This window comes from Nocardia sp. NPDC101769, assembly GCF_044766925.1.
Classification (GTDB): Bacteria; Actinomycetota; Actinomycetes; order Mycobacteriales; family Mycobacteriaceae; genus Nocardia.
Map to the genome: position 1 here is coordinate 125,919 of NZ_JBIWMX010000003.1, position 20,371 is coordinate 146,289.

A 20,371-nucleotide genomic window follows, 5' to 3' on the forward strand; every position below is an offset into this window, starting at 1 on the left:
GCCGCCCGCCCCGGAGTCCCCTTCCGGGCGGGCGGCGGTGGTCTCAGGCGGCGCGCACCTGTGGGGACAGCCCCCACTCGCGAGCCAGCAGGCGGTGGGAGTTCACCCGGTCCTCGTAGTCGAAAGTGACACTGGTGACCAGGATTTCATCCGCGCCCGTGAGCCGCTGCAATGCGCGCAGGCGTTCGGCGACGGTAACCGGGGAGCCGACGAACTGGGTGGTGAGCCGGTCGTCGACGAGGCGTCGCTGCTGATCGGACAGTGGCGGAGCGGTGTCGGGATCGAGGTATTCCGCCGCGCCCGCACCGCTGCGAATGCTGTAGACCCAGTGGCCGTAGGTGGCGGCCAGGTGCTGAGCGGTGGCGTCGTCCGCGGCGACCACCACATCGGCGGAGACCACCAGGTACGGGCGCGGGAAGCGGGCGGACGGGCGGAAGGCCGCGCGGTAGGCCTCGACCGTCTCCACGACGGTGCCCGGCGAGACGTGATAGTTCGCCGCGAACGGCAGGCCCAATCGCCCTGCCAGCTGGGCACTTTCACCGCCGCTGCTGCCGAACAGCCAGGGCTGCACGTCGGCGCCCTCACCGGGGACGGCGTGCAGGTCGACGCCGTCGGGCGTGACGTAGGTGCCATCGAGCAGCGCGAGAATCTCCGGGATCTGTTCGGTGTAGGGCAGCGGTCGCGCGCCCGGCAAATGCAGCGCGCCCAAACCCGCTCGCACCCTGGAGAAGTCGAGCAGCTGGCCGGGGAAGAACGGGGGCGGGATGACCACGCCGTCGCGGACCTCGGTGGGGCGATCCGGCGTGGGCACCGGAGGCACACCCGCCGACCGCACCTGGTCCCCACGGTGACCGGAGCGTCCCAGCCCCAGATCCAGGCGGCCCGGGTAGAGGGCATCGATGGTGCCGAAGGCCTCGACCACCGAGATCGAGGTGTGGTGCCCGAGCTGCACGGCCGCCGACCCGACGCGAATGGATTCGGTTGCGGCGGCGATCAATCCGATGAGGGTCGCCGGCGCGGCGCCGGCCACCTTCACGAAGTGATGCTCGGCGACCCAGAACCGGTGGTAGCCGAGCCGCTCGGCCTGCCGGGCCAGGTCGATGCTGTTGCGCACCGCCTGCTGCGGTGTGGAGCCCGCGCTGATCGGCGCCAGATCCAGGACTGATAGCGGAATGGTCATGCGGTGTGCTCCTTCCGCGGATCCTGTTCGCCCGCTTCGACGGCCAGCGGCAGCCGGTTCCCGGCCGGGGCGACCGGGCAGGTGGCGTAGTCGGTGAACGCGCAGGGCAGATTGACCGCGCGGTTGAAGTCGAGGAGCACGGTGCCGTCGGCGGCGGGCCGGGACAGGTCCAGCCGCCGGGCGCCGCCGTAGGTGGTGACGCCGCTGGTGGCGTCGGTGAAGAGTACGTGCAGGCCGGCCGTCTGGTTGCCGAAGACGATGAGCTGCCGCTGCTCGCCGTCCAATTCGACGGTCACGGTTCCGGTGGCGGTGTGGTGGTGTTCGAGGCCCTCGACCACCGCGCCCGTGGTGACCACGCGGGCCACCTCGAAGGGTTCGAAACGGCCGGTCACGACCCAGGCCGGATCCGGCGGGTAGACCGGGATCTCGGTGAAGGCCGCCAGGGTCGGCGACGCGGGATCGTGGACGCGCAGCGCGAACTGTCCGGTCCGGCGGATCACCTCGATGACACGGTCACCGGTGTGGACCTCGAGGCCCGGTGCGCCCTCGCCCGGGGTGAGCACCGCCGAACCAGCGAGTGCCGCGCCGTTCAGCAGCAACTGCCCGGCCTCCTCGGATTCGACTGTCACATGGACGTTCTCGCCGTCCGCGCGCCAGCGGCCGGGCAGGCCGTCGACGGTCTCGTAGTGTTCCCCGAGCCAGTGCAGGCCGGTCAGGCTGAGCCAGCCCAGCGGTTGGCGGGCCCAGGCGGCGCGTTCGGCGCGGAACGTGGCCCACTGCTGGTCGAATTCGGTGGCGGTGGCGGTCATGAGGCGCGGACTCCTTCGGTGCCGTGATGGGGGTGGCGCAGGCCCAGGTGGTCACGCAGGGTCGCGCCGGTGTACTCGGTGCGGAAGCTGCCCAGGGACTGCAGTTCCGGGACGACCTTCTCGACGAACTCGTCGAGACCGGTCGGTGTGAGATGCGGGACCAGCACGAAACCGTCGGCGGCATCGGACTGGACGTAGTGGTCGATCTCGGCCGCCACCTGCCGGGGCGTGCCCACGAACTGCTGGCGGGCGGTGGTGGCGATGATGAGCTCGCGAATGGAGAGCTTCTCGGCCTCGGCCCTGGCCCGCCACGCCTCGGCGACGGCGCGCGGATCGCGGGCGTGCCGGAGCCTGCCGCGGGTGATGTTCACATCCTCGGCCGGATCGACATCCGGCAGCGGTCCGTCCGGATCGTAGGCGGAAAGGTCACGGCCCCAGACCTGTTCGAGGAAGGCGATGGCGGTCTGCGGCGTCACCTGCTGCCGGCGGATATGGCTGGCCCGTTCGGCCGCCTCGGCCGCGGTGTCGCCGAGCACGAACCCGGCCGCGGGCAGGATCTTCAGATCGTCGCGACCGCGACCGTACTTGGCGAGCCGGTCCTTCACATCCCGGTAGAACCGCTGCCCGTCCTCGAGCTCGCCGTGCGCGCTGAAGATGACATCGGCCTTGGCGGCGGCGAATTCGCGGCCCTCGTCGGAGTCGCCGGCCTGGATCTGCACCGGACGACCCTGCGGACTGCGTGGCAGCACGAACCGGCCGTCGATCTCGAACTGATCGCTGCTGAAGTGGACCTCCGGCACCGGCCGGGCGAAAACCCCGCGCTCCCGGTCGATCACGAGGGCGTCGGCGGGCCAGCTGTCCCACAGCGCGCGGGTGGCGTCGACCACCTCGTGCGCGCGGGTGTAGCGCTTGACGTGCTCCAGATATCCGCCGCGCCGGAAGTTCTCGCCGGTGAAGGCATCCGAGGAGGTCACCGCGTTCCAGGCGGCGCGGCCGCCGGACAGGTGGTCCAGCGTCCCGAATTGCTTTGCCAGCTCGAAGGGTTCGTTGAACGTGGTGTTGATGGTCCCGGCCAGCCCGAGCCGGTCGGTGACCGCTGCCAGCGCATTGAGCACCGTGAAGGTGTCGGGGCGGCCCACCACGTCCAGGTCGTGGATGCGGTCGCGGTGTTCGCGCAGGCGCAGGCCCTCGGCCAGGAAGAAGAAGTCGAACAGCCCGTGCTCGGCGGTGCGCGCCAGGTGCACGAAGGAGTCGAAGTCGATCTGGCTGCCCGAGTCCGGGTCGGTCCAGACGGTGTGCTGGTTGACGCCCGGGAAGTGGGCGGCCAGGTGAATCTGCTTGCGTATCCGCCGATCCGGCATGGTGACTCCTCAGGCGTGAGCGGTGACGTGTGCGCCACCGGCGTAGCGGCCGGCCGGACGCGGCAGGCCCAGTCGCTCGCGCAGGGACGGGGTGAGAGTGGGCAGGTGCGGCACGGCGGCGGCCAGCGCCAGCGGGCGCAGCACCACACCGTCTGCCGCGCAGTCGCTTTCGACGCTGCGCAGCAGGTCGCGGAGTTCCGAGGTGGTGCCGATGTGGAACACCGTCGCCGGGGCGGGGGTGGAGGTCCACTCCTCCAGCTGGGCGACGTCGGCGGTGGCCGCGTCCACGGTGTCCGCCAGATGGATGTCGAGATCGAGCAGCACCCGGACCCGGTTGGGGTCGCGCCCGGCGGCGGCGACCGCGGAGCGCAGTTCGGCGCGGGTGGCGGCGGCGGTCGCGAGATCCGGTGCGGCAATGCGGATCAGGTCGGCGCGGTGCACGGCCACCCGGGTGCTGTGCGGATCGGCGGCGCGCACCGCCACCGGCGGCTGCCCCTGCGGCGGACGCGGGGTGATGGACGGGCCCTTCACCGAGAAGTGCTCGCCGGCGAAGTCGATGTAGTGCAGTTTGTCGCGGTCGATGAAGCGGCCGGTGGACGTGTCGCGAATCTCGGCGTCGTCCTCCCAGCTGTCCCACAGCCGCGACACCACCTCGACGGCCTCGTCCGCCTCCCGCCAGCGGGAGCGGTCGTCCTGCTCCGGCTTGCGTCCGAACAGGGCCGCCTCCCCCTCCGGGACCGTGACCTCCCAGCCCGCCCGGCCCTTCGTGGCGAAGTCCAGGCTGGCAATGGCTTTGGAGAGGTGGAAGGGCTCGGTGTGGGTGACCGACGCCTGCGGGACGAGGCCGATGCGCCGGGTCTGCGCGGCGGCGCGCGCGGCCACCGCCACGGCGTCCAGGCGACCGATCGCACCCGCCGGTTGCACGGTGAATCCATCGGGCAGGAACGCGAGATCGAAGCCCGCGTCCTCGGCGGCCCGCAGCGCGCCCACCCAGTAGCGGGCATCGAAGAGGTCCTCGGCGCGGGAGTCGGCGCGCCGCCAGGAGGCCGGGTGCACGCCGGTGCCGGACAGTTCCAGGCCCAGCAGCAGCGGAGTGAGGTGCGGCATCAGGCTGTCCTTTCGAGCGGAAGGGGGACATCGGGCGGGGTCGCCCGGGGGACGGCCGCGAGCAGCTCACGGGTGTAGTCCTGCTGCGGATTGCCGAAAAGCTCGGCCGTGGTGGCGGTTTCGACCACACGGCCCGGGCGCATGACGGCCACGCGGTCGGCCAGGCGGCGGACCACGGCCAGGTCATGGGAGATGAACAGGTAGGCCAGGTCCAGGTCGGTTTGCAGCCGTTCGAGCAGATCCAGGATCTGGGCCTGCACCGAGACGTCCAGGGCCGATACCGGTTCGTCGAGGACGAGCAGGTCCGGGCGCAGGGCCAGCGCGCGGGCGATGGCGACGCGCTGCCGCTGGCCGCCGGAGAGTTCGGCAGGTCGGCGATCCAGGTAGGCGCCAGGCAGCGCGACCTGGTCCAGGAGTTCGGCGGCCGTCGCGCGGCGGGACCGGCGATCGCCGATTCCGAACGCCTGCAAGGGTTCCGACACGATCGTGCCGATGCTCAGCTTGGGGTTCAGGGACACGTATGGGTTCTGATAGACGACCTGGACGCGGCGGCGGAGCGCACGCAGCCCGGCCCCCTTCAACGCGGTGATGTCCTGCCCGTCGAAGGTGACGGTGCCCGCGTCCGGTTCGGCCAGCCGGGCAATGATGCGGGCGGTGGTGGACTTGCCCGAACCGGATTCGCCGACCACCGCCAGGGTTTCGCCACGATTGATCTCCAAGGCGACGTCGTCGACCGCGGTGACCGTGAAATCCCCGGTGACACGAAAGGATTTGCGCAGCCCGGTCGCCGACACCAACGGCGCCCCGTGCTCGCGGGCCGGGCGCGGATGCTGATCCCGGTCGAGCGTCGGGGCGGCGGCGATCAACCGCTTCGTGTATTCGTGCTGAGGATTGCCCAGTACCTCTGCCGCCGTGCCCGTTTCGACGATCAGTCCGTTCTGCATGACCGCGATGCGGTCCGCGCGCTCGGCGGCCACCGCGAGGTCGTGGGTGATGAGCAGGACCGCCGTACCGGATTCCGCAGTGCGCTGCGCGAGGTGGTCGAGGATGCGGCGCTGCACGGTGACGTCGAGGGCGCTGGTCGGCTCATCGGCGATCACCAGGTCCGGGCCGCAGGCCAGCGCGATGCCGATCAGCACCCGCTGGCGCTGGCCACCGGACAGGTCCTGGGGATACTGCCCGGCCCGCACGTCCGGCCGATCCAGCCCGGCCTGCTCCAGAATTCGCACAGCCTCGATCCGGGCGGTGCGACGATCCGCCCGGCCGTGAATGCGCAGCACCTCCCCCACCTGATCGCCGATGCGCAGCACCGGATTCAGCGAGGTGCCCGGGTCCTGCGGGACCAGGCCGATGCGCGCACCCCGGATCCGTTGCAGCGCCCGCTGCGAGGCGTGTTCGAGGCGCTCCCCGGCGAAACCGATCGCACCCGCCGTGATCCGGCCGCCGTTCAACAGCCCGATCACCGCGTGCGCGAGAGTCGACTTGCCCGACCCGGATTCGCCCACCAGCGCGACCGTCTCACCGCGCCGTACCTCCAGCGAGACACCGCGTACGGCAGCCGTCGTCCCGGTACTGCCGCGATATTCGACCTGCAGCCCCTCAATGCTCAACAGCAGATCGGTCATCGGGCACCGTCCTTCTGCAGTGCGCGGGCAATGCGCTGGGTGGACAGCACCAGCACGACGATCACCAGCCCGGGCATGGTCGTCAGCCACCACGCGGTGGCCAGGAAGCCGCGGCCGTCGGAGACCAGCGATCCCCATTCCGGCGTCGGCGGCACCGCGCCGTAGCCGAGGAAGCTCAGCGAGGCCACGAACAGCACCGCGACCCCGAAGTCGACCGCCGCCAGCGCCGCCACCGGACCGTAGGCATTGCGCAGCACGTGACGGAACAGCACCGTGTGCCATCGCACCCCGGAGGCGAAGGCCGCCTCCACATACGGGGCGCGCCGCACCCGCAGCACCTCGCCCCGCATCACCCGCGCGAACCGAGCGATAAGCGAAACACCCACGGCGATGGCCACATTGCGGGTGCCCAGCCCCAGCACGGTGATCATGGCGAGCGCGACCAGCAGATCCGGAATGGACAGCAACACGTCGACCACCCGCATGATCGCGGTATCCACCGCGCCGCCCGCCGCGCCCGCCACCAACCCCAGCAGCGAGCCCGCGACCAGCCCGAGCAGCACCGCGAACACGGTTGCGCTCACCGAGAGTCCGGTTCCGTGCACCACGCGTGCGTACAGGTCCCGTCCGAGATTGTCGGTCCCGAACCAGTGCTCCGCGCTGGGCCCGCGCAGCTTCTGCACCGGGACGCCGCGCAGGGGATCGCTTCCGGCGAATACCGCCGGCGCGACCGCCCACGCCAGCACCAGGATTACCACGGCACTCGCCGCCAAGAGCCCGAGATTCCCCCGCACCCATGCCGCGGGTGCCGGCCGCAACACCAGGTCCTCACGCATCGGACTCCTCCTCTTCTCCGACCCAGTACGCGATGCCCGGGTCCAGGAGCGGGTGGGTCAGCGTGATGACTCGCAGCCGGGAGCGCGGGCCGGAGGGGACGCGCAGGTGTTCGCGCAGGTTCCGGATCAGGTGAGCGGGCAGGAGATCAGACATGGGCGCGCTCCTTGCGGGTATCCCGGTGCGCCACACGGGGATCCAACAGTGGATAGGCGAGATCGATGAGGAGGTTGACCGTGACGAAGACCAGCGCGGCGAACACGACGATGCCCTGCACCACCGGAATGTCCTGGTTCAGCACCGATTCCTGGGTGAGCCGGCCCAGTCCCGGCCGGGAGAACACGGTCTCGGTGACGACCGAGCCCGCCAGCACTTGGCCGACCCACAGACCCGCCACCGTGAGCGCGGGGGTCGCGGCGGGCCGCAGCACGTGGCGCAACTGCACCCACCAGCGGGAGGCGCCCTTGGCGAAGGCGACGGCCACGAACGGCTGCCGCCAGGTGGCGATCAGACTGCCGTAGAGCACCTGGGCGATCACCGCGCCCACCGGAATGGCGAGGGTGACCGCGGGCAGAATGGTGCCGCTGAAGCCGGTCCCGCCGATCGCGGGCACCAGCCGCAGCCGGAACGAGAACAGCTGCAGCAGCAGCAATCCCACCCAGAATCCGGGCATGGACGCCCCGATCGGCGGCAGTGCGGTGAGCAGGCCGCGCAGCCACGGCCGCTCGGTATAGGCGGCGGCCAGGGCGAGCCCGGTGCCGCCGAGCAACGCCAGCAGCAGGCCGAGTGCGGCCAGGGCCAGCGTCGGGGGCAGCGCGTCGGCCAGCGCGCCGGTGACGGTCTGGCCGCTGAAGATCGAATGCCCCAGATCGCCGTGCACCGCGTGGATGAGCGCCGTCCAGTACTGCGTCCAGAGCGGCTGGTCCAGGCCGTATCTGGCCCGCATCTCGGCGACGGCCGCCGCGTCCACGGGGGTGCCGGTGGCGGCGTTGGCGGCCATGTCCACCGGATCTCCCGGCAGCAGATAGAGCACCACGAACGACAGCGTGAACGCCGCCCACAGCACGCCTGTTGCCTGGAGAACCCGTCCGATCACATAGCGGCCCATGGGATTACCGCTGCAGCCAGGTGTCGTGGAACTGCAACCGGGCCGACGCCTCGAACTTCACCCCGGCCACGCCCTTGCCCACGCCGATGGCCTGGGACAGTTCGATGGTCGGAATCCACAGGCCCTGATCCAGCACCGCCGACTGGGCGTCGCCGATGATGCGGGCCCGCGCGGCCGGGTCGGTGGCCGACAGCTGCTGCGAGAGCAGGGAGTCCAGCGGCTCGGCCGGGCCGCGGGCGTTCAGGTTGCGCTGGTCCACCGCGAAGGTGGTGCGCAGGATGTCGCCGTCGGCACGGGTCGAGTTGTAATAGTCGAAGTCGAAGTCCTTGTTGTTCTGGCGCACATTCGATTCCGCCACCGACAGCGGCTCCAGGCGGAGATCGAATCCGACCGCCTTCAATTGCTGCTGGGTCAGTTCGAGGATGGCCTGGTTACCCGCGAAGACCGGGGCGAAGATGACACCCGCGGCCAGCCGCTGCCCGTCCTTGACCCGGATCCCGTCCGCGCCGGGCACCCAGCCCGCCTGGTCGAGGAGCTTCTTCGCCGCGTCCGGGTCGTACTTCACGCGTGATGAAAGATCCACATAGCCCGGGGTTTTCGAGGCGAGCACGCTGGTGGCCGGCTTGAACTGCGGGCCCAGCACGGTGTCCACCAATTCCTTGCGGTCGAGGGCGGGCAACAGCGCCGCCCGCACCGCCGGGTCCCGCAGCGGTCCGCGGGTCACATTCACCTGGAGGCCGAACGGCACGCCCGGATTCGCGGTGAATTGCACCCGCCCGCCACCCGCCTCGATCTGCGAAACATCCTGCGGCAGCGCGTCACTGATGGCATCGAGCTGACCGGAGGCGAGACTGCCGGTGCGGACCCCTGACTCCGGGACCACGGTGAACACGATCTTGTCCAGGTACGCCTCACCCTCGGTGGCGAAAACCGCCGAACCCCAGGCATATCCGGCGCGCTTGGCCAGCGTGGCCGAGGCGTTCTGCTTCCATTCCGCGTAGGTGAACGGGCCGCTGCCGATATTCGCGCCCAGGCAACGGTCGTCGGCAGGCCTGGCGACCGTGGCGTCGGACTGGATCCCCAGCTGCGGCGTCGACGTCGCCTGCAGGAACTGGGCATTCGGCGCCGCGAAGTCCACCCGCACCGTGCGCGGATCCACCACCGTGCTGCCGGTGTATCCGGCCAGGTAGCTCGCGGCCAGGGGCGCCTTGGCCCCGCCGAGCGCGACGATCGAATCGAAGTTCTTGCGCACCGAGTCCGCGGTGAGCGGGGTGCCGTCGCTGAAGGTGATGCCGTCCTTCAGGTGGAAGGTGAACGACCTGGCGTCCGATGAGACAGTCCAGGTGTCGGCCAGCCACGGCTTCAGTGCACCGGATTCCGGGTCCTGATCGACCAGCGAGTCCACGATCTGGCGGGTCACGTAGATGGTCTGATTCGTGGCGGACTGTGCGGGATCCGAGCAGGTCGGAGCCAGCGACAGACCGTAGCGCAGGGTGCCGCCCGGCCGCGGCGGGCCCGTCGGCTCGCCGTTGCCGCCAGTGGTTCCGCTACCACCGCACGCGGTCAGCGCGAAAGTGGCGGCCAGCGCGCCCGCGAGCGCCAGGGGACGGACCGCGCGGGCGGTGAAGGGGTGATTCATGCGGGGTCTCCGGACGGGTAGCGATCGCCGCCCAGCGGGCGGCTCGGAATGCGTTGGCGCAGTTCGGATGCGACCTCGGCCTGGAACAGCTCGAGGCTCTCGCGATGCTGGGCCTCGGTGCGGCCGTCGGCGTCGGCGCTCAGGTGGATCACCTCGTGCCCGAACCGCTCGTGGTAGCGGCTCACCTTGTCCAGTACCTGCTCCGGGCTGCCGATGAGCGCCGAGGAGCGTTCGACGAAATCCTCCGCCGTCTCGAAGACGATGGGTACGCCGAACTTCCGGGCCACGGCCTGACGAGCCTCGAAGACCGGGCGATACAGGTCCACGGCCTGCTGCGAGGTCCGGGTCACCAGAAAGCCCGCCGTACCCGCGCCCACCAGCGCGTCGGCCGGATCGTGCCCATAGGCCGCCCAGCGTTCCCGGTAGTGGTCCACCAGTTCGGCATACGGCTCGATCGGATAGGTGACATTCGCCGAGAACAGCGGATCCCCGTGGAGCGCCGCGTAATCCGCAGATTCCCGGCTGGTCGCGCTGCCGTGCCAGATGCGCAGGCGCGGCTGCAGTGGCCGGGGCAGCGCCTTGGCCTCGGTCAGTGCCGGCCGGAAGCGGCCGGACCAGGTGACGTTGTCGCTGTCCCAGAGCTTGCGGAACAGCTCGTAGCCCTCGCGATTGCGATCCCACTGGTCATCGGTGGTGACGTGGAACAGCTTGGCCTGCGCCGCGCCATTGCCCTTGCCGATGATCAGTTCCAGGCGCCCGTCGGAGAGATTGTCCAAGGTGGAGTAGTCCTCGAACGCACGCACCGGATCCAGCAGGCTCAGCGTGGTGACACCGGTGAACAGGGCCAGGCGCGAGGTGACCGCGGCGATATGGCTCAGCACCACCGGCGGGGCGGCGGAGATGAACGGATCCTCGTGCCGCTCCCCCACCGCGAAACCGTCGTAGCCGAGGTCCTCGGCCAGCCGGGCGCTGTCGATCACGCGGCGCAACCGCCGCCGGGGCGTCTCGACGGTGCCGGTCACCGGGTCCGGGGTGTGTGTAATCAGGGTCAAGAGCAGGAATTTCATGCCGGGACCGCCTCGGTGTCGCGGGAGCGCTCGCCGGCGGGGACGTACTTCTCGAACGGGTGCACGTGTCCGACCTCCTTCACGATGTCGCGCGGCAGCGCGGTGTAGCCCGCGGCCGTGTACAGCGCCACGGCCTCCGGCTGACGCGGTCCGGTGGTCAGGTAGATGCGCCGGTAGCCGCGCCGGGCGATCTCGGCCTCCAGCTGCTCGAGCACGAACCGGCCCAGCCCCCGGCGGCGGTGCGCGCTCGACGTCCAGATCCGTTTCAGCTCCGCGGTTTCCGCGTCGAGGCGCTGGAAGGCGCCGCCCGCCACCGGTTCGCCGTCCTCCACCACGATCAGCAGATCGCCGTGCGGCGGCGCGAAATGACTGGCCGAATAGCCGGTCAGATCCGCGTGCACCTCACCCGGGGTGCGGCCGTAGCGGCTGCTGTATTCGATGGCCAGCTCCGCCAGCAGCGGCGCGGCCAGCGGATCGTGCTGTGCGACGTGGAATACGGTGCGCGACACGCTCATCCCTTCTTCTTGGGTAGTCCGGGCGGATTGATCCGCGCCTGCGACACGGCTTCGCCGCCCAGGCCCCACCGGTCCAGTACCTGCTTGTAGGTGCCGTGGTCGATGGCGTACTGGATGGCCTGCTGCACGGGCCCGACCAGCCCGTTGTCCTTGCGCGTCAGCGCCGCGATCTCGGCCTGCAGCGCGTCGCCCGCGCCGGACCAGGTGGTTAGGACCTTGTTGCCGGTCGTCGACGCGTGGTACTGCGCCGACGGGTTGGGCCCCACGTAACCGTCGATGCGGCCGGAGGACAGCGCCAGGTAGTAGTCGGCGGGCTGCTGGTAGTAGGCGAGCTCCAGCCCGGGCAGGCCCTCGGCCACGTTCCGGTCGTTCCAGGCGACCAGCAGCTGCTCCTGATTGGTGCCGGAGGCGACGCCGATCTTCTTGCCCGCCAGCGATTTCCGATCCTGATAGGTCCAGGTCGAATCCTTGGGCACCTCCAGGGCGATATTGTCCTTGCGGTAGGTGGCGAAGTCGTACTTCTCCTTGCGCTCCTCGGTGACCGTGGCATTGCTGACGAACAGGTCGGCCTCGCCGGAGTCGATCTTCACGAAGTTCTGCGCCCAGTCCCCGTTCCGGCGGTCCACCTTCAGACCGAGAATGTCGGCGATCAGCTCCGCGACATCCACTTCGGAACCGATGACGGTGCGATCGTCGGTGGCGTAGAAGCCCAGCGGCGGGGTCGCGCCGATGGTGCCGGTCACCACCAGCGTGCCGCGGTCGCGAATGGCCTGCGGGACCTGCGCGGCAATCGAATCCACCTTGTCGGCGTGAATGCGCCCCTTCTGCTCCGGTGACAGGTCGTACGTCAGGCCGTTCACGCTGCGCGTGTCGCTGACGCCGCCATCACCCTTGCCACAGCCGCCCACCAACAGACTCAGCAGGGTGACGGCGATCAAGGCGCTGATCCGTCTGCGACGGCTCGCCAGAGACATGGGCTTTTCCTTACCTGGTGAGAACACGTCAGAGGACGTGCGCGAGAAAGGCTTTGGTGCGTGGGTGCGAAGGGTTGTCCAGCACCCGCGCGGGCGGACCATGCTCGACGATGCGGCCGGCGTCCATCAGCACCACGGTGTCGGCGACCTCGCGGGCGAAACCGATCTCGTGGGTGACGATCACCAAGGTCGAACCGCCGCGCGCCAGATCCTTGATGACATCGAGGACTTCACCGACCAGCTCGGGATCCAGCGCGGAGGTGGGCTCGTCGAACAGCACCACCTCCGGCCGCAGGGCCAGCGCCCGCGCAATGGCCACGCGCTGCTGCTGCCCACCCGACAACCGGCTCGGATACTCGTCCGCCTTGTCCGCCAGTCCGACCCGCGCCAGCAGCTCCAGCGCCTCGGCGTTCACCTCGGCCTTGGCGCGGCGCTGCGCGGCCACCGGCGCGAGCGCCACATTCTCCCGAACCGTCAGATGCGGAAAGAGATTGAAGTTCTGGAACACGAATCCGATGCGCGCCCGCTGCCGCAGAATCTCGCGCTCGTGCAACTCGTGCAGCTTGCCGCCCCTGCGCCGGTAGCCGACCAGCTCGCCGCCGACCCGCACGGTGCCGCCGTCCACCTGCTCGAGATGGTTGATGGTGCGCAGCAGCGTCGACTTGCCCGAACCCGACGGGCCCAGGATCACCGTCACCTCGCCGGGACGTACCGCCAAGTCGATACCGGAGAGCACTTCATTGCGGCCGAATGACTTTCGGATGCCGCGCAATTCGATCGCGAACTCGGTCACCGACGATCACCGGCCTTCGAACGACGCCCCTTCGAGAAATGCCGCTCGATATAGAACTGGATGACGCTCAGCACGCTGGTCAGCAGGATGTACCAGACCGTGGCCACCATGAGCAGCGGCACCACCCGGCCATTGCGGCCATAGATGACCTGCACCTGATAGAACAGCTCGGCAATCGCCATGGTCGACACGATCGAGGTGCCCTTGAAAAGGCTGATCACCTCATTGGCGGCGTTCGGGAGAATTCCGCGCATAGCCTGGGGCGCGACAATCGTGAAGAACTGCCGACGCCACGGCAGGCCCAGCGACCGGGCCGCCTCCCACTGACCCTCGTCCACCGAGATGATCCCGGCCCGGATGATCTCCGCCGAATACGCGGCCTGATGCAGCGCCAAACCGATGACGGCCGCGGTGAATCCGCTGATCACGCCATTGGTCTGGAACCGCGCGAACTCCGGCCCGAACGGAATGCCCAGCGACAGCGACTTGTACAGGTAGGCCAGATTGAACCAGAACAGCAGCTGCACGATCAGCGGGATCGAGCGGAAAGCCCAGACATAGGTCCACGAGATCGCCTGCAGCACCGGGTTCTTCGACAACCGGCCCACAGCCAGCCAGACACCGAGGAAGAAGCCCAGCAGGGTGCCCCAGAAGGTCAGCTCCAGCGTCACCTTCAAAGCCGACAACACCGACTTCGCGGTGACATATTGCGCGAAGGTTCCCCAGTCCCAGCCCGGATTGGTGATCAGCCCGTGCCCGAACTGCGCGACCAGTACCAGTGCGATCGCCGCGGTGACCCAGCGCCACGGGTGTCGGGCGCGGACGACCGGCAGATCCCCGTCGTGGTGTTCGGCTTCGGGCTCCGTCTGTGTGGGCGCCGCCAGCGTACTCATGGATTCGTCCTCCATCGGTCCCGGCGGAAGCACCCGCACCACGTGCGCGGGGGTTGCTGCGATGTCTTCGAGCCGGGTCTCTCGATCGCTCTGGATGGTGTAGACGACACTACGAATTCCGGCTGCGTATGTCGCCGATCAGGATCAACGTGAATTCAATTGCATGACAGCCATTTTCCTGAATTCCGGTGGAAACGGGGAGATCAGCCCGCGGCCTCGTCGCGCTCCGGGGCCGGGTCGTAGAGGGCGCGGAAACCGCTGCGGTGGAAGACCAGCGGCTCGGAATCGGGGTGGGTGCCGAGCCGGTGCACCCGCAGCAATACCACCGCGTGATCACCGGCCGGAACCTGCTCGTGCACCGACGTTTCCAGCCACGCCGTGGCCCCGGCGACGAACGCCGCGTTCCCGTTCCCGGCATGCAGGTCGACATTGCGGAAGCGGTCCCCGCGCCGCGAGCTCAGCCCACGCGCCGCCGGCTCCTGCTCGCTGCTGAGCAGGCTCAGGCCCAAACGGCTCGCCTGCTGCAACCGCGGCCAGGTCTCCGACGAATACTGAATGCAGATCGACACCAGCGGCGGGTCCAGGGAGACCGGCACGAAGGTGCTCGCCACCAGGCCATACGGTGTCCCGCCAATGCGTGCGCACACGGCCACCACCCCGCTGGGGAAGTGCGAAAAGGTCCGCCGCAGATCGGTCCCGTCGACCGGAGTGAGCGCGTCGGCCGCGCCGTGAATCGAGGTCAGCTCGCCCATTACCCCACTCCAGCACCGGCGCACGCGCCGCGACAGGATTGCATTCACCTCGATTGCAAGTCGGCGGCCGCGATCCTATTGCGGGACAATGCGAAACCCCGCCCGGCAGGCACCGGACGGGGTCGAGATCCTCGCGATTGTTACTTCGGCGCCTCGATGTGCGGCTGGTTGATGGTGACGAAGTAGTTGTAGGCGGCGGCAATGGCGACCGGCGCGGTCACGAAGACCTGGCCGGCCAGGGTGCCCAGGAAGCCCACGGTGCTGGCGCCGATCAGGCAGCCGGCCACCGGGCCGGCGCCGAACATGGTGGCCAGCGGAGCGGTCGCAGCGGCGAAGACGACACCACCGATGACGCAGCCGAGAGCCGCGCCACCGATACCACCGACCACAGTGCCGATGGTGGCACCGGTGGCGATGGTGTCTTTCATGCGGTTCCAGGCGGCCTGCTCACGGTCGTAGTCCGACTTCCACGGGGCCTGGTCCTCGTAGGGCAGGTTGATCGGCTTGTAGACCGCGTGATCCATGTCGTACTGCGGGGTAATGGTGGCGGTGTGGGGGTCACTGATCTGCGCGGCGATCGGGAACTCAAAGTCGTCCACCCGGAACGACAGCGGCATACCGGCCACGACGGTGCCGTTGGCTGCCTCGAGCTTCAGGTTGCCGTTCTCCACGACCAGCGAGCCGCCATCGGTGTGCAAGATGCTGCTGGTGTCGGTCCGGGTGACGGCGTAGTTGATGGCGCCGTTGTCATCGGCAGCCGGAGCGGCGTTCACGGTCCCGGCGGTGACGCCCAGGGTGGCGGCCACCAATGCCGCGGTAGCGGCGAAATTCTTGAAGCACATTTCTTTTCGTTTCCTCATCGGGCAGTCCGCAGGAATGGACCGCATGATCGAAACGGGCCGACCCGAACGAAGTATGTATCCGTGGTGCTGAGCCGGTGAACAGTTGAAATGGACAGCCCGTTCGGCCATATGGCCGAACGGGCTGTCCTGATGAGGTGGTTGCTGATGCCTATAGAGTCCCTCGCTCTTACTTCGCCGGGGTAGCGATGTGCGGCTGGTTGATGGTGGTGAAGTACTGAATCGCCGCGGCGATGGCCACCGGAGCGGTGATGAACAGCTGGCCCGCGATGGTGCCTAGGAAGCCGATGGTGCTGGCGCCGATCAGGCAGCCGGCCAGCGGGCCGGCACCGAACATGGTGGCCAGCGGAGCCGTCGCAGCGGCGAAGACGACACCACCGATGGCGCAACCGACCGCGGCGGCACCGATACCACCGACCACGGCCGCGACGGTAGCGCCGAGGGAGATGGTGTCCTTCATACGGTTCCAGGCAGCCAGCTCACGGTCGTAGTCCGACTTCCACGGGGCCTGGTCCTCGTAGGGCAGAGCGACCGGCTTGTAGACCGCATGGTCCATGTCGTACTGCGGGGTCAGGGTCGCGGTGCGGTCCGAGATCTCCGCGGCGATCGGGAACTCGAAGTCATCCACCCGGAACGACAACGGCATACCCGCCACGACGGTGCCGTTGGCGGCCTTGATCTCGAAGATGCCGTTCTCGACAACAAGGGAGCCGGCGTCGGTGCGGATGACGCTGTTGGTCTCGGAGGTGGTGGCGGTGTAGTTGATCGCGCCGTTGTCGGACGCGGCCGGGGCGGCGTTGACGGTACCGACGGTGATGCCCAGGGCAGCGATAACCAGTGCGGAGCTCGCTGCGAATTTCTTGAGACGCATGTATTCGGGAATTCCTCTTCAGACGATCAGATGCGCCCCAGGGGACAGTGTCAGGTGTACCCCCGGGACGCAGTGATCGAATCCAGCCTGGTCGAACGCAATGTGGCATGGCGGTTCCAAGACGATGAACCTTTGCCCAGCGGTTGCTGAAACTGCCTACTTGGCAGGCGTGAAAGGCTGATTGATAGTCGTGAAGTATTGCACCGCAGCGGCAATCGCGACCGGAGCGGTCACGAACACCTGACCGGCGATGGTGCCCAGGAAGCCGACGGTGGAAGCACCGACGAGGCAACCCGCCACCGGGCCGACACCGAACATGGTGGCCAGCGGAGCCGTCGCCGCGGCGAAGACGACGCCACCGATGACGCAGCCGAGCGCGGCGCCGCCCAGACCACCGACCAGTGTGCCGACGGCTGCGCCGAGGCTGATGGTGTCGCGCAGCCGGTTCCACGCGGCCTGCTCACGGTCGTACTGAGTCTTCCACGGGGCCTGATCCTCGTACGGAAGCGCGACCGGCTTGTACGCCGCGTGCGCCTCGTCGAACTGCGGGGTCAGCGTGGCACTGCGGTCCTTGATCTCGGCCGCGATCGGGAACTCGAATTCGTCGACACGGAACTTCAATTCCGTGCCCGCTACGGTGGTTCCATCGGCCGCTTTGATCTTCAGCGCGCCGTCCTCGATCACCAGCGAACCAGCGTCGGTCCGGATGATCGCACCGGTGTCGGTGGCCTGGTTGGTGTAATTGATGACATCGGCGTCGGCCGAGGCAGGACCGGCGTACGCGGTTCCGGCCGTCACGCCCGTCGCTGCGATCGTCAATGCCGCGATCCCGGCGAATTTCCTCATCTTCATTCTGGTACTGCTTCCCACTGCCGCGAACTGAACTGTCGGCGGCAAGCATCAAGCAACCTCCAAGCTTTCTGGAGGTTAAAAACCAGCTTGATTCGATCCGAGTGAACCGGACCGAGTTACTTTGCCTTGGCGGCTGCCTTCGCCTGTTTCTTGAATTCCCGTACCTGCGTGAGGGATTCGGCGTCGGTGACATCGGCGACCGAGCGGCGGGAACCGTCCTCACCGTACGCGCCCGCGGCCTCGCGCCAACCCTTGGCGGTCAGACCGCCCTGTTTACCCAGGAGCGCCAGGAAGATCCGGGCCTTCTGATCTCCGAAACCCGGCAGCTTCTTCAGCCGCTTCAGGATTTCCTTGCCATCCGGATCACCCTCGGTCCACAGCGCCGCGGTCGTGCCGTCATAGTTCTCCACAATGAATCGAGCCAGCTCCTGCACGCGCCGGCCCATGGACCGGCCGTAGCGGTGGATGGCCGGCGGGGTCGCGGCCAGCTCCTCGAATTCCTCGGGATCGGCGGCGGCGATCTTGTGGACATCGAACCCGCCCATGCGATCGGCGAGTTTCCACGGGCCGCGGAATGCGTGCTCCATCGGAAACTGCTGATCCAGCATCATTCCGACCAACAGGGCGAAATCATCGGTCGAAAGCAGCTCGTCGGCATCGGATTCCTGCGCAATACACAGCGTGCGGCTCACCATGCATCGATCATCCCATTCATTCCGGGTCGCGGTGACGCGGGTCACGCTGCGCCCGCCGAAGGACTAGGCTTCGGCCATGCCCGACACCATGGCTAATTCTTCAGTGCGAGCCGCGGCGCACCCTGCCGCTGAGTCCGGACTGCGACCGGACCGTTTCGACCGCGATGGACAAGACCAGCTCGTCGACGTTCACGATCTACAGGCAGCGCTGCCGGGCATCCGGAGCCTGCGCGCCTGGGCCCACGAGGCCCTGGCCCCCCGGACCGGCGAGAGCGCCGTCGACATCGGGTCCGGTTCCGGGTCGGAGGTACTGACCTTCGCCGACCTGGTCGGCCCCACCGGCACCGCGCTCGGCGTCGAACCCGACCCGCACCTGCTGAGCGCCGCCGAACGCCGCGCCGCCCAGGCCGGATCCGCCGCCAAATTCATCAGCGGTGACGCCTACGGTCTGCCCGTCGGCAGCGAGAGCTTCGACGTGGCACTGTGCGAGCGCGTCTTCCAGCACCTCACCTCACCCGCCCGGGCCGCCGGGGAGATCGCCCGGGTGCTGCGCCCCGGCGGGCGCGTGGTGGTCATGGACAGCGACTGGGGCACAGCCATCGTGCATCCCGGCGACCGGCACGTCGTGCACGAGGTCATCGAGACCATGATCGCGGGCACCACCAATCCCTACGCGGGCCGCCGGCTGGCGGGTCAGCTCACCAAGGCCGGGCTGGTCGTCGACGACATCGGCTCGCACGCGTTGGTGCAGGACGGCCGCATCGGCGCGGGCGCGCTCGTGGCCCGTGTGGCGGACCGGGCCGTCGCACGCAGCGCGATTACAGAGCGCCAGCGCGACCAGCTGCTCGCCGACCTCGAGGCCGGTGCCGCCAGCGGCGACATCCACCTGTCGGTGACCATCTTCGCGGTGCTGGCCCACAAGCCGCACTGAGAAACCTCTTGGGCGCGCACCGATTCGGTGCGCGCCCAAGGCGAGAAAATGCTTCGCAACAACTGATTTCGGGGCGCGAGGGTAACTCGCCGGGGACCCCCGAAATGGTAGTGGCGCCCAACCGCCGGCACGGGTTGCCAACCGATCACGGCACCCGAGCCGCCCGCTAAAGGCTCGGGGAGGCGGGGGAGTTCATGAGTTTGTCGGACGCGGCCAGCAGTACACACGTGGCCAGGCCGTCCATCGCCTTCTCCAGCTCACCCTCGGACGGGAAGCTGGGCGCGATGCGAATGTTCTTGTCCTCCGGGTCCTTTCCGTACGGATAGGACGATCCGGCGGGGGTCAGCGCGATGCCCGCGTCCTTGGCCAGCGCCACCACCTTGCTCGCGGTGCCCTCCAGCACGTCCAGGCTGATGAAGTAGCCGCCCTTGGGCTCGGTCCAGGACGCCACCTTCGAGGCGCCCAGCCGGTCCTCCAGGATCCGCAGCACCAGCTTGAATTTCGGCTCCAGGATGGCGCGGTGCTTCTGCATGTGCGCCCGCACGCCCTCGGCGTCCCCGAAGAAGCGCAGGTGCCGCAGCTGGTTCACCTTGTCCGGGCCGATGGTCTTCTTGCCCAGGTGCTTCAGGTACCACTCCAGGTTGGCGGTCGACGAGCCGAAGAAGCTCACGCCCGCACCCGCGAAGGTGATCTTCGAGGTGGAGGCCAGCACGAACGGGCGGTTCGGGTGCCCTGCCGCCTCGGCCAGGCCCAGCACGTCCAGCACCGGCTCCGCGGTGTCGGTGAGCGGGTGCACCGCGTAGGCGTTGTCCCAGAACAGGCGGAAGTCCGGCGCGGCCGTCGGCATCGAAACCAGTTCGCGGGTAACGGCTTCGGAGAAGGTGACGCCGGTCGGGTTGGAGTAGTTCGGCACCGCCCACAGACCCTTGATGCTGGGGTCCGACGCCGCCAGCTCCGCGATCAGGTGGGTGTCCGGGCCGTCACCCTTCATCGGGATCGGGATCATCTCGAAGCCCAGCGACTCGGTGATGGCGAAGTGCCGGTCGTAACCCGGCACCGGGCACAGGAACTTGAGCACCGGCTCGTCCGCCCAGCGGCGCACCGAATCCGCGGTGCCGTGCAGCATCGAGAACACCAGCAGGTCGTGCATGATCTCCAGGCTGGCGTTGTTGCCGGCGAGCAGGTTCGACACCGGAATGCCGAGCAGCTCAGCGAAGATGGCGCGCAGCTCCGGCAGGCCGTGCAGGCCACCGTAATTGCGCACATCGGTGCCGTTGGCGTCGCGGTAGTCGGCGGTGCCCGGCAGCTCGAGGAGTTCCTGCGAAAGGTCCAGCTGCTCGGGCGAGGGCTTTCCCCTCGTAATGTCCAGCGTCAGCTTCTCGGTCTTGAGCTTCGCGTAGTTCGCGGTCTGCGTCTCGTGTTCCGTCACGAGTTCCGCATGGCTCATCAAACCGAATTGCGTCTGCCGAGGCATCTGACAGCCTTTCCAATGGCGTGGGATGTTT

The 20,371-nt window shown here is 68.6% G+C and carries 21 protein-coding genes and 1 riboswitch; of the genes, 1 reads left to right on the top strand and 20 read right to left on the bottom strand.

Features of this window, described 5'->3' with window-relative positions; all coding sequences use genetic code 11:
- Positions 1–43 precede the first annotated feature (43 nt).
- The 19 genes from ACIRRA_RS06525 to ACIRRA_RS06615 form a co-directional block, all read right to left on the bottom strand.
- Complete coding sequence (locus tag ACIRRA_RS06525; RefSeq protein WP_402763978.1) at positions 44–1,180, bottom strand: LLM class flavin-dependent oxidoreductase; 1,137 nt, start codon at positions 1,178–1,180, stop codon at positions 44–46.
- On the bottom strand, positions 1,177–1,989 hold the full coding sequence (locus ACIRRA_RS06530; RefSeq protein WP_402763981.1) for a DUF1684 domain-containing protein: 813 nt from the start codon (positions 1,987–1,989) through the stop codon (positions 1,177–1,179). The genes ACIRRA_RS06525 and ACIRRA_RS06530 overlap by 4 nt, the downstream gene beginning before the upstream one ends.
- Positions 1,986–3,350: an NtaA/DmoA family FMN-dependent monooxygenase gene (locus tag ACIRRA_RS06535; RefSeq protein WP_402763984.1), complete on the bottom strand. Its 1,365-nt coding sequence runs from the start codon at positions 3,348–3,350 to the stop codon at positions 1,986–1,988. The genes ACIRRA_RS06530 and ACIRRA_RS06535 overlap by 4 nt, the downstream gene beginning before the upstream one ends.
- Before the next feature lie 9 nt (positions 3,351–3,359).
- A complete protein-coding gene (locus tag ACIRRA_RS06540) occupies positions 3,360–4,457 on the bottom strand; it encodes an LLM class flavin-dependent oxidoreductase (protein ID WP_402763987.1) in 1,098 nt (365 codons plus the stop codon).
- A complete protein-coding gene (locus ACIRRA_RS06545) occupies positions 4,457–6,082 on the bottom strand; it encodes a dipeptide ABC transporter ATP-binding protein (protein WP_402763990.1) in 1,626 nt (541 codons plus the stop codon). Before ACIRRA_RS06545 ends, ACIRRA_RS06540 begins: the two co-directional genes overlap by 1 nt.
- Positions 6,079–6,918, bottom strand: coding sequence for an ABC transporter permease (locus tag ACIRRA_RS06550; RefSeq protein WP_402763993.1), 840 nt, complete (start codon positions 6,916–6,918; stop codon positions 6,079–6,081). The genes ACIRRA_RS06545 and ACIRRA_RS06550 overlap by 4 nt, the downstream gene beginning before the upstream one ends.
- Positions 6,911–7,072: a hypothetical protein gene (locus ACIRRA_RS06555; RefSeq protein ID WP_402763996.1), complete on the bottom strand. Its 162-nt coding sequence runs from the start codon at positions 7,070–7,072 to the stop codon at positions 6,911–6,913. The genes ACIRRA_RS06550 and ACIRRA_RS06555 overlap by 8 nt, the downstream gene beginning before the upstream one ends.
- Complete coding sequence (locus tag ACIRRA_RS06560) at positions 7,065–8,024, bottom strand: ABC transporter permease (RefSeq protein WP_402763999.1); 960 nt, start codon at positions 8,022–8,024, stop codon at positions 7,065–7,067. The genes ACIRRA_RS06555 and ACIRRA_RS06560 overlap by 8 nt, the downstream gene beginning before the upstream one ends.
- 4 nt (positions 8,025–8,028) lie before the next feature.
- Positions 8,029–9,663 (bottom strand): ABC transporter substrate-binding protein, encoded by a 1,635-nt coding sequence (locus ACIRRA_RS06565; protein WP_402764001.1) that lies wholly within the window; start codon positions 9,661–9,663, stop codon positions 8,029–8,031.
- Positions 9,660–10,730 (bottom strand): LLM class flavin-dependent oxidoreductase, encoded by a 1,071-nt coding sequence (locus tag ACIRRA_RS06570; protein ID WP_402764003.1) that lies wholly within the window; start codon positions 10,728–10,730, stop codon positions 9,660–9,662. Before ACIRRA_RS06570 ends, ACIRRA_RS06565 begins: the two co-directional genes overlap by 4 nt.
- Positions 10,727–11,245 (bottom strand): GNAT family N-acetyltransferase, encoded by a 519-nt coding sequence (locus tag ACIRRA_RS06575; protein WP_402764006.1) that lies wholly within the window; start codon positions 11,243–11,245, stop codon positions 10,727–10,729. The genes ACIRRA_RS06570 and ACIRRA_RS06575 overlap by 4 nt, the downstream gene beginning before the upstream one ends.
- Positions 11,242–12,219: an ABC transporter substrate-binding protein gene (locus tag ACIRRA_RS06580; protein WP_402764009.1), complete on the bottom strand. Its 978-nt coding sequence runs from the start codon at positions 12,217–12,219 to the stop codon at positions 11,242–11,244. Before ACIRRA_RS06580 ends, ACIRRA_RS06575 begins: the two co-directional genes overlap by 4 nt.
- A 28-nt stretch (positions 12,220–12,247) precedes the next feature.
- Entirely contained in the window at positions 12,248–13,012 is a 765-nt protein-coding gene (locus ACIRRA_RS06585) for an amino acid ABC transporter ATP-binding protein (RefSeq protein ID WP_402764011.1), read from the bottom strand.
- Complete coding sequence (locus ACIRRA_RS06590) at positions 13,009–13,905, bottom strand: amino acid ABC transporter permease (protein ID WP_402764014.1); 897 nt, start codon at positions 13,903–13,905, stop codon at positions 13,009–13,011. The genes ACIRRA_RS06585 and ACIRRA_RS06590 overlap by 4 nt, the downstream gene beginning before the upstream one ends.
- Before the next feature lie 8 nt (positions 13,906–13,913).
- Positions 13,914–14,006, bottom strand: a riboswitch (SAM riboswitch).
- A 102-nt stretch (positions 14,007–14,108) separates the two neighbouring features.
- The gene (locus ACIRRA_RS06595; protein ID WP_402764017.1) at positions 14,109–14,657 is read right to left on the bottom strand and encodes a flavin reductase family protein; all 549 of its coding nucleotides are present in this window, start codon (positions 14,655–14,657) and stop codon (positions 14,109–14,111) included.
- A 140-nt stretch (positions 14,658–14,797) separates the two neighbouring features.
- Positions 14,798–15,499, bottom strand: coding sequence for a hypothetical protein (locus ACIRRA_RS06600; protein ID WP_402764020.1), 702 nt, complete (start codon positions 15,497–15,499; stop codon positions 14,798–14,800).
- Between the two features lie 187 nt (positions 15,500–15,686).
- On the bottom strand, positions 15,687–16,388 hold the full coding sequence (locus tag ACIRRA_RS06605) for a hypothetical protein (protein WP_402764023.1): 702 nt from the start codon (positions 16,386–16,388) through the stop codon (positions 15,687–15,689).
- A 156-nt stretch (positions 16,389–16,544) separates the two neighbouring features.
- On the bottom strand, positions 16,545–17,240 hold the full coding sequence (locus ACIRRA_RS06610) for a hypothetical protein (RefSeq protein ID WP_402764025.1): 696 nt from the start codon (positions 17,238–17,240) through the stop codon (positions 16,545–16,547).
- A 116-nt stretch (positions 17,241–17,356) separates the two neighbouring features.
- Complete coding sequence (locus tag ACIRRA_RS06615) at positions 17,357–17,935, bottom strand: HhH-GPD-type base excision DNA repair protein (protein ID WP_402764028.1); 579 nt, start codon at positions 17,933–17,935, stop codon at positions 17,357–17,359.
- A gap of 76 nt (positions 17,936–18,011) precedes the next feature.
- Here ACIRRA_RS06615 and ACIRRA_RS06620 point away from each other — a divergent pair, with 76 nt between their 5' ends.
- Positions 18,012–18,866 (top strand): methyltransferase domain-containing protein, encoded by an 855-nt coding sequence (locus ACIRRA_RS06620; RefSeq protein ID WP_402764031.1) that lies wholly within the window; start codon positions 18,012–18,014, stop codon positions 18,864–18,866.
- A gap of 166 nt (positions 18,867–19,032) precedes the next feature.
- On the opposite strand, the gene ACIRRA_RS06625 is transcribed toward ACIRRA_RS06620, so the two are convergent.
- The gene (locus ACIRRA_RS06625; RefSeq protein WP_402764034.1) at positions 19,033–20,340 is read right to left on the bottom strand and encodes an aminotransferase class I/II-fold pyridoxal phosphate-dependent enzyme; all 1,308 of its coding nucleotides are present in this window, start codon (positions 20,338–20,340) and stop codon (positions 19,033–19,035) included.
- Between the last annotated feature and the right edge of the window lie 31 nt (positions 20,341–20,371).

Bases quoted from the DNA above. Each gene is read 5' to 3' on its own strand.
- ACIRRA_RS06525 (WP_402763978.1), bottom strand. From the start codon at position 1,180: ATGACCATTCCGCTATCAGTCCTGGATCTGGCGCCGATCAGCGCGGGC.
- ACIRRA_RS06555 (WP_402763996.1), bottom strand. From the start codon at position 7,072: ATGTCTGATCTCCTGCCCGCTCACCTGATCCGGAACCTGCGCGAACAC.
- ACIRRA_RS06550 (WP_402763993.1), bottom strand. From the start codon at position 6,918: ATGCGTGAGGACCTGGTGTTGCGGCCGGCACCCGCGGCATGGGTGCGG.
- ACIRRA_RS06575 (WP_402764006.1), bottom strand. From the start codon at position 11,245: ATGAGCGTGTCGCGCACCGTATTCCACGTCGCACAGCACGATCCGCTG.
- ACIRRA_RS06530 (WP_402763981.1), bottom strand. From the start codon at position 1,989: ATGACCGCCACCGCCACCGAATTCGACCAGCAGTGGGCCACGTTCCGC.
- ACIRRA_RS06590 (WP_402764014.1), bottom strand. From the start codon at position 13,905: ATGAGTACGCTGGCGGCGCCCACACAGACGGAGCCCGAAGCCGAACAC.
- ACIRRA_RS06600 (WP_402764020.1), bottom strand. From the start codon at position 15,499: ATGTGCTTCAAGAATTTCGCCGCTACCGCGGCATTGGTGGCCGCCACC.
- ACIRRA_RS06605 (WP_402764023.1), bottom strand. From the start codon at position 16,388: ATGCGTCTCAAGAAATTCGCAGCGAGCTCCGCACTGGTTATCGCTGCC.
- ACIRRA_RS06540 (WP_402763987.1), bottom strand. From the start codon at position 4,457: ATGCCGCACCTCACTCCGCTGCTGCTGGGCCTGGAACTGTCCGGCACC.
- ACIRRA_RS06560 (WP_402763999.1), bottom strand. From the start codon at position 8,024: ATGGGCCGCTATGTGATCGGACGGGTTCTCCAGGCAACAGGCGTGCTG.
- ACIRRA_RS06545 (WP_402763990.1), bottom strand. From the start codon at position 6,082: ATGACCGATCTGCTGTTGAGCATTGAGGGGCTGCAGGTCGAATATCGC.
- ACIRRA_RS06610 (WP_402764025.1), bottom strand. From the start codon at position 17,240: ATGAAGATGAGGAAATTCGCCGGGATCGCGGCATTGACGATCGCAGCG.
- ACIRRA_RS06535 (WP_402763984.1), bottom strand. From the start codon at position 3,350: ATGCCGGATCGGCGGATACGCAAGCAGATTCACCTGGCCGCCCACTTC.
- ACIRRA_RS06615 (WP_402764028.1), bottom strand. From the start codon at position 17,935: ATGGTGAGCCGCACGCTGTGTATTGCGCAGGAATCCGATGCCGACGAG.
- ACIRRA_RS06620 (WP_402764031.1), top strand. From the start codon at position 18,012: ATGCCCGACACCATGGCTAATTCTTCAGTGCGAGCCGCGGCGCACCCT.
- ACIRRA_RS06580 (WP_402764009.1), bottom strand. From the start codon at position 12,219: ATGTCTCTGGCGAGCCGTCGCAGACGGATCAGCGCCTTGATCGCCGTC.
- ACIRRA_RS06625 (WP_402764034.1), bottom strand. From the start codon at position 20,340: ATGCCTCGGCAGACGCAATTCGGTTTGATGAGCCATGCGGAACTCGTG.
- ACIRRA_RS06595 (WP_402764017.1), bottom strand. From the start codon at position 14,657: ATGGGCGAGCTGACCTCGATTCACGGCGCGGCCGACGCGCTCACTCCG.
- ACIRRA_RS06570 (WP_402764003.1), bottom strand. From the start codon at position 10,730: ATGAAATTCCTGCTCTTGACCCTGATTACACACACCCCGGACCCGGTG.
- ACIRRA_RS06565 (WP_402764001.1), bottom strand. From the start codon at position 9,663: ATGAATCACCCCTTCACCGCCCGCGCGGTCCGTCCCCTGGCGCTCGCG.